This window comes from Achromobacter sp. DH1f (assembly GCF_000633435.1).
In the GTDB taxonomy this organism is placed as follows: Bacteria; Pseudomonadota; Gammaproteobacteria; order Burkholderiales; family Burkholderiaceae_B; genus Achromobacter; species Achromobacter deleyi.
The window spans coordinates 99,959-106,503 of record NZ_AYMF01000003.1; the positions used below are offsets into that span (position 1 = coordinate 99,959).

The 6,545-nt window shown below is 66.7% G+C and carries 6 protein-coding genes; 3 read left to right on the forward strand and 3 right to left on the reverse strand.

Going from position 1 to position 6,545, the window contains the following annotated elements; translation table 11 throughout:
• Window positions 1-241 precede the first annotated feature (241 nt).
• Window positions 242-1,198: a GlxA family transcriptional regulator gene (locus tag U858_RS0102420; protein WP_025135600.1), complete on the forward strand. Its 957-nt coding sequence runs from the start codon at window positions 242-244 to the stop codon at window positions 1,196-1,198.
• A 53-nt stretch (window positions 1,199-1,251) separates the two neighbouring features.
• Here the strand turns inward: U858_RS0102420 and cheD are convergent, their stop codons facing one another.
• From cheD to U858_RS0102435, 3 genes are all read right to left on the reverse strand, one after another.
• Window positions 1,252-2,028, reverse strand: coding sequence for a chemoreceptor glutamine deamidase CheD (gene cheD / locus U858_RS0102425; RefSeq protein WP_025135601.1), 777 nt, complete (start codon window positions 2,026-2,028; stop codon window positions 1,252-1,254).
• A 325-nt stretch (window positions 2,029-2,353) separates the two neighbouring features.
• On the reverse strand, window positions 2,354-3,262 hold the full coding sequence (locus tag U858_RS0102430) for an ABC transporter permease (RefSeq protein WP_025135602.1): 909 nt from the start codon (window positions 3,260-3,262) through the stop codon (window positions 2,354-2,356).
• Window positions 3,259-3,981: a cell division ATP-binding protein FtsE gene (locus U858_RS0102435; protein WP_025135603.1), complete on the reverse strand. Its 723-nt coding sequence runs from the start codon at window positions 3,979-3,981 to the stop codon at window positions 3,259-3,261. Before U858_RS0102435 ends, U858_RS0102430 begins: the two co-directional genes overlap by 4 nt.
• A 315-nt stretch (window positions 3,982-4,296) precedes the next feature.
• Here U858_RS0102435 and U858_RS0102440 point away from each other — a divergent pair, with 315 nt between their 5' ends.
• The gene (locus tag U858_RS0102440) at window positions 4,297-5,313 is read left to right on the forward strand and encodes an amino acid ABC transporter substrate-binding protein (protein WP_025135604.1); all 1,017 of its coding nucleotides are present in this window, start codon (window positions 4,297-4,299) and stop codon (window positions 5,311-5,313) included.
• A gap of 134 nt (window positions 5,314-5,447) precedes the next feature.
• Window positions 5,448-6,545 (forward strand): amino acid ABC transporter permease (locus U858_RS0102445; RefSeq protein WP_025135605.1); only part of this gene is annotated, 1,098 nt, incomplete at its 3' end.

Consider the following 6,545-nt stretch of genomic DNA (forward strand, 5'->3'; position numbering starts at 1 on the left):
CGCGTAGGCCGATGCAGGCATTCTGGGCGGTGGCGCCTGCGTGCACGAGCGCCGCGCGGCACGGATTCCGGCCAGCGTGGCGCGTCCTGCGGCCAAGGCCCTGGCCGGCGGCGGATCAGCGCCGCCCTGGTACGGATTGCGGCCAGGGCGTGTGAGGCGAGGCGCTCGGCACGGCCCCGCTGGGCTAAGGTAGCGGCATGCCGCCCGCCGGCCTTCCTCTCCTGCGCCATTGCCCGCCGCCATGAAATCCGTCGCCATCGTCGTGTTCCCCGGAGTGCAGTCCCTGGACGTCAGCGGGCCGCTGGACGTGTTCGCCGAAGCCAACCGCTTCCTGCTGCCCGCCCAGCATTACCGGCTGGAACTGATCGGCCTGACGCGCGGCGCCGTGCCCTGTTCCAACGGCATGCTGCTGGCGCCGCAGCGGCACTACACCGATGCCGTCGACGTGCCCGACCTGCTGCTGGCCGCCGGCGGACCGGGCCTGCCCGACATCCGCGAACCGGACGAGGCCCTGGCCTGGCTGCGCGAAGCCTGTGCCAAGGCGCCGCGCTACGGCTCGATCTGCAATGGCGTGTTCCTGCTGGCCCGAGCCGGCCTGCCGCCAGGCGCCGTCGTGACCACGCACTGGAACGACGCGCAGACGCTGGCCGCGCGCTATCCGGACCTGCAGGTGCAGGCCGACCGCCTGTATGCCCAGGATGGCCGGCTGCACACCTCGGCCGGCGTCACGGCGGGCATCGACCTGGCGCTGTACCTGGTGGCGCAGGACCATGGGCCGGATGTGGCGCTGAACGTGGCCAAGCGGCTGGTCGTCTTCATGCAGCGCGCGGGCGGCCAATCGCAGTTCAGCCCGTTCCTGACGCCGTTCGTCGAGGAAACGTCAGCCGTCGCCCAGGTGCAGCAGTACGTGCTGGGCCACCTGGCCGACGACCTGGGCCTGGATGCGCTGGCGGCGCAGGCCCACATGAGCCGCCGCAATTTCTCGCGTGTGTTCCTGCGCGATGCGGGGGTGACGCCGGCGGATTTCGTCGAAAGTGCGCGCGTGGATGCGGCGCGCGCGCGGCTCGAACGAGAGTCCGCGCCGCTCAAGACCGTGGCCTTTCGTTGCGGTTTTCGGGATGCGCGTCATCTGCGCGAGGTGTTCCAGCGGCGGTTGGGCGTGTCGCCCAGCGAGTACCGCGCCCGCTTCGGCCGCTGACACCGACCGGGGGGCGGGCATAGCGGCCGGCACAGGTGCCGGCCGGGCAGGGCTCAGCTGCCAGCGGTCTCTGGCTTGCGGCGCCGGACCACGCCGGTGTCGAAGCGTTCCACGCCAGGGCGGGCCGCAGGCCGATCGAAACGCTCGACGCCAGGGCGGTCGAAGCGTTCCACGCCGGGACGCGCGGCCGGCCGGTCAAAGCGCTCGACGCCAGGCGGCGCAAAGCGTTCGACCCGCGGCGGGCTCTGGGTCTTGGCCTGCACGCTCTGGGCGGCGGCCTGTTCGCGCTTGGCAATGATTTCTTCGGCGCGCTGGTGGTGGGGCGCCATCTTGCGCACCATCACGCGGCCGTCGCGCGGGAAATAGTTGATGCGGCGCGCGTGCACGTCGCCCAAGTCCTGCGCCTTGACCGGAATGCCTTCCGTCTTCAGGTAGTTCAGGACGAACTGGCCGTTACGTTCGCCGATGTTCATCTGCTGCATGGCCGAGAGCACGGCGCCGCCGCCGAACACCTTGGCTTCCAGGCGGTCGCGTACCGCGCCGGCCTTGAGCAGCTCGTTGATCAGCACTTCCATGGCGAACGCGCCGTAGCGCATGGTGGCCGAGGCAGGCGACTGCATGTCGCCCTCGGGCAGCATGAAGTGATTCATGCCGCCCACACCGGTGACGGGGTCGTGGATACAGGCGGCCACGCACGACCCGAGCACGGTCGAGATCATCAGGTCTTCGTCGGTGACGTAGTACTCGTTGGGGAGTACCTTCACCGCCTGACACTGGAACGCGCTATCGAAGTAATGGCGCGTCGCACGGGCTTCAAGACGGGCGACCATGGAGCGGAATAAAGGGCAAGAACAGCGATTGGGACACGAAGGGCAGCGCTCGGTGGAACAATAAACGTTTCAAAATATGTGCAAAAATGTCGCTTTATTCTTACACATCTCGCCAACAATAGGGTGAAATCCTGTGTAACCGCAACTTTGTTATGTCCCTGATTTATAAGCGTTTGCAGTTCCTTGGTATTCACGCCGACGGGCCGCGCAGGGCCGCTGCGAGGATGGTGCATCCATCCTACACAGGACCAGGCGGGGTCTTTCCCCGGATCACGGGGACGATCGGGGGCTATACGAAGGTTTAGAACCGGGCTTGGGCCCGGGTTCAGAACCGCGTGCTGCGGGTCACGGACCAGCGCGCCGACAGTGCGCCCAGGGCGGCCGAGGCCACGATGGCCACCAGCAGCACGGGGGCGCCGGGCAGATGCAGCGCGAACTCGGCCCCGTAGCTGCGGGCCAGGCCGAGCAGGGCGTTGTTCAGGGGCGACAGCGCCAACGCCGCCACGCCGATGGCGAGCAGCGAGGCCAGGGCGCCCGACAGCGCGCCCAGATACAGGAACGGCCGGCGCACGAACGATTCGGTGGCGCCCACCAGCCGCGCCACCGCGATTTCCTCGCGCTGCGACAGGGCCTGCATGCGTACGGTGTTGAACACCGTGGCCAGCACCACCACCGCCACGCAGGCGGCCAGGAAGGCCAGCCCGATGCGGGCAAAGCGCAGGATGGCCTCCAGGCGCTTCACCCAGGCGCTGTCCAGCTGCACCAGGTCGACCTGGTCCCATTGTTTCCAGTCTTTGGCCAGCTTGCCGGCGCGGCCGGCCAGGTCTTCGCCGTCGGCAAGCGTGACCACCACGGCGTCGGGCAGCGGGTTGCCCGGCAGCACGGCCAGCGCCTGCGCCCAGGCGGGGTTGGCACGCAGGTCGGCCAGGGCGTCTTCGCGGCCCACCACGCGCACCGCGCGGATGTCGGCGGCGTAGTCGGCCTGAATGCGCTTGGCAACGTCGGCTGCGGCACCGGCGGGCGCGTCCACGCGCATGAACACGGTGACCTCGGGGGTGACGGACATTTCGCGCGCCACCGGCTGCACCGACACCAGAATGGCGCTGCCCAGCAGGGGCAACGCCAGCGCCAGCGCCATGACCAGCAGGTTGGCCAGCGACGAGAACGGCTGTTTCACCAGCCGGCGCAGGGTGACCATGAGCGCATAGCGATGCTGCCGCAGCCAGGCGTTCATGCCGATTCTCCGGCAACGCCGCGACCGGCCGCGGGGGCCGTCGGGGCGGGCGTGGCGTCGCCCTGCGAATCGGCGAACTTGCCCGGATCGATGCGCAGGGTGCGGGTGGCGTAGCGCGCCATGAGTTCCTGGTCGTGCGAGGCGATCAGCGTGGTGACGCCGACGCGGTTGAAGTCGCGGAACACGTTCATGATGCGCTGCGCGTTGTCGTGGTCGAGGTTGGCGGTGGGTTCGTCGGCGATCAGGATGGCGGGCCGGTTGACGATGGCGCGCGCGATCGCCAGGCGTTGCTGTTCGCCGCCCGACAATTCGATGGGGTTCAGGTCTTCTTTGCCCGACAGGCCGACCTTGTCCAGCGCGGCGCGGGCGCGGGCGGCGGCGGAATCCCAGGGGTGGCCCGTGACGGCCAGGGGCAGCATCACGTTTTCGAAGGCGCTGCGGTCGAACAGCAGGTGGGTGTCCTGCAGGATCACGCCGACGGCGCGGCGCAGGTAGGGCCGGGCGCGGGCGGGCAGCTTGTCCAGCCGCTGGCCGTTGACCTGGATCGAGCCGCGGCTGGCGGGTTCAAGCCCGCCGATCAGCTTGAGCAGGGTCGACTTGCCGGCGCCGGACGGCCCCGACACGAAGACGAACTCTCCCGCGCTCACGCGGAAGTTGATGTCGGCCAGAATATTGCGGCCGCGACCATACGATTTGAATACGTGCTGGAATTCGATCATGGCGGCTGTCGGATGAAGCCGCAATAGTAACTCGGGGACAGTAAGCCGGACCAAATCCGCAGCCCCGGTCCGGCGGAAAAAGTGTCCTGATGTCACCGGAAACCGGCACGGCATGTGACCGCGTGGACACGTTTTGCACGACAAAACCGTGTCCCCGTTTTTGCCGCCGAACTGCGTTTGATTTCATCCAGTGTCCCTATATTTCAAGGGAATTCCCGGATGCGGAGGCTGCTTTGCGGACGCTACCATCCGCCCCATGCGTAAAGCCCGACCCGGCCTTGCGTTCGGCTTCGCATCACCCCTACGGAGATCACGATGAAAGTACTGAAACTCGCTGCCATTGGCACCGCCCTGTTCGCTGCGTCCGCGGCTGCCAATGCAGGTGCGACCTTCGATAACGTCAAGAAAAAAGGGTTTGTCCAGTGCGGCGTTTCAACGGGCATCCCGGGGTTCTCCATCGCGGACAGCAAGGGTGAGTACAAGGGCCTGGACGTGGACCTGTGCCGCGCCGTCGCCGCCACCATGTTCGGCGATGCCACCAAGATCAAGGTCACCCCGCTGAACACCCAGCAACGCTTCACCGCGCTGCAATCGGGCGAAGTGGACGTGCTGACCCGCAACACCACCGTCACGCTGACCCGCGACACCACCCTGGGCCTGATCGGCGTGGGCGTGAACTACTACGACAGCCAGGGCGTCATGGTCTCCAAGGACCTGAACGTCAAGAGCGCCAAGGAACTGAACGGCGCCACCATCTGCGTGCAGCCCGGCACCACCACCGAGCTGAACCTGGCTGACTGGTTCCGCGGCCAGAAGATCGAATTCAAGCCCGTCGTGATCGACAAGTACGACGAAATCATCCGCGCCTTCTCGGCCGGCCGTTGCGATGCCTTCACGACCGACAAGTCGCAGCTGGCCTCGACCCGCACCACGCTCGAGAATCCGGACAAGTACATCATCCTGCCGGAAGACTTCTCCAAGGAGCCGCTGGGCCCCATGGTCCGCCAGGGCGACGAGCAGTGGTTCAACATCGTGCGCTGGTCGCTGAACGCGATGCTGGAAGCCGAGGAATACGGCATCACCAAGGCCAACGTCGATGAAATGACCAAGAGCACCAACCCCAACATCCAGCGCATCCTGGGCGTGACCCCGGGCATGGGCAAGAACCTGGGCGTTGATGACAAGTGGGCCTACAACATCATCAAGCAGATCGGCAACTACGGCGAAAGCTTCGAAGCCACGCTCGGCAAGAGCAGCGCCATGAAGCTGGACCGCGGCTTGAATGCAAACTATAAGCAAGGTGGCTTGATGTACGGCTGGCCGGTGCGCTAACACACGGCTCTGCCCGGCATGGCGCAGTCCCCCTGCGCCATGCCTAGCCCGCCTCCGAGCGGGCGGCAGGAGTGGGCGGCGCGCGGCCTTTCAGGCCCCAGCCGCCCGGTGTCCGACTTCTGTAGATTCATTCGATGACAACTCCAAATAAAAACGCCCCGATTTCGGCACCCCCCCGGCGTCTGAACTGGAACGACCCTGGCGTGCGCGCCGTGGTCTATCAGGTGATAGCACTGGCCGCCGTGGCTTTGGCGGTGTGGTTCCTGGTTTCAAACACGCTTCACAACCTGTCCGTGCGCAACATCGCCACGGGCTTCGGCTTCCTTGACCGCGAGGCCGGCTTCGCCATCGGCGAAACGCCCGTCGCCTACACCCCCGCAGACACCTATGGCCGCGCCATCGTGGTGGGCCTGCTCAATACGCTGCGCGTCGCCGTGCTGGGTATCGTGCTGGCCACCATCCTGGGCACGCTGATCGGCGTGGGCCGCCTGTCCAAGAACTGGCTCGTTGCCAAGATCACCTCGATCTACGTCGAAGTGATGCGCAACGTGCCGCTGCTGTTGCAGCTGTTCTTCTGGTACGCGCTCATCACCGAGAACATGCCCGGCCCACGCCAGGCGCACAACCCCTTGCCGGGCGTGTTCATTTCCAACCGCGGCCTGAAAGTGCCGGCGCTGGAAGGCCACTCGCTCGACTGGATGCTGGCCGGACTGGGCCTGGCCATCGTGGCCATCCTGTTCCTGGGCCACTGGGGCAAGAAGCGCCAGGAGGCCACCGGCCACGTGTTCCCGCTGGGCCGCGCCGCCATCGGCCTGTTGATCGGCTTGCCGCTCGTGGGTTGGCTGGTCAGCGGCGCCTCGCTGACGCTGGACATGCCCGAACTGAAGGGTTTCAACTTCTCGGGCGGCTTGACGCTGTCGCCGGAATTCGCCGCGTTGCTGGCGGGCCTGGTGATCTACACCTCGGCGTTCATCGCCGAAGTGGTGCGCTCGGGCATCCAGGCCGTCAACAAAGGCCAGTGGGAAGCAGCTGAAGCCCTGGGCCTGCGCCGCAAGCAGATGCTGCGCCTGGTGGTGCTGCCGCAGGCGCTGCGCGTGATCATCCCGCCGATGACCAGCCAGTTCCTGAACCTCACCAAGAACAGCTCGCTGGCGGTGGCCATCGGCTATCCGGACATCGTTTCGGTGGTGAACACCACGCTGAACCAGACTGGCCAGGCCATCGAGGGCATT

Bases quoted from the DNA above. Each gene is read 5' to 3' on its own strand.
- U858_RS0102420 (WP_025135600.1), top strand. From the start codon at position 242: ATGAAATCCGTCGCCATCGTCGTGTTCCCCGGAGTGCAGTCCCTGGAC.
- cheD (WP_025135601.1), bottom strand. From the start codon at position 2,028: ATGGTCGCCCGTCTTGAAGCCCGTGCGACGCGCCATTACTTCGATAGC.
- U858_RS0102430 (WP_025135602.1), bottom strand. From the start codon at position 3,262: ATGAACGCCTGGCTGCGGCAGCATCGCTATGCGCTCATGGTCACCCTG.
- U858_RS0102435 (WP_025135603.1), bottom strand. From the start codon at position 3,981: ATGATCGAATTCCAGCACGTATTCAAATCGTATGGTCGCGGCCGCAAT.
- U858_RS0102440 (WP_025135604.1), top strand. From the start codon at position 4,297: ATGAAAGTACTGAAACTCGCTGCCATTGGCACCGCCCTGTTCGCTGCG.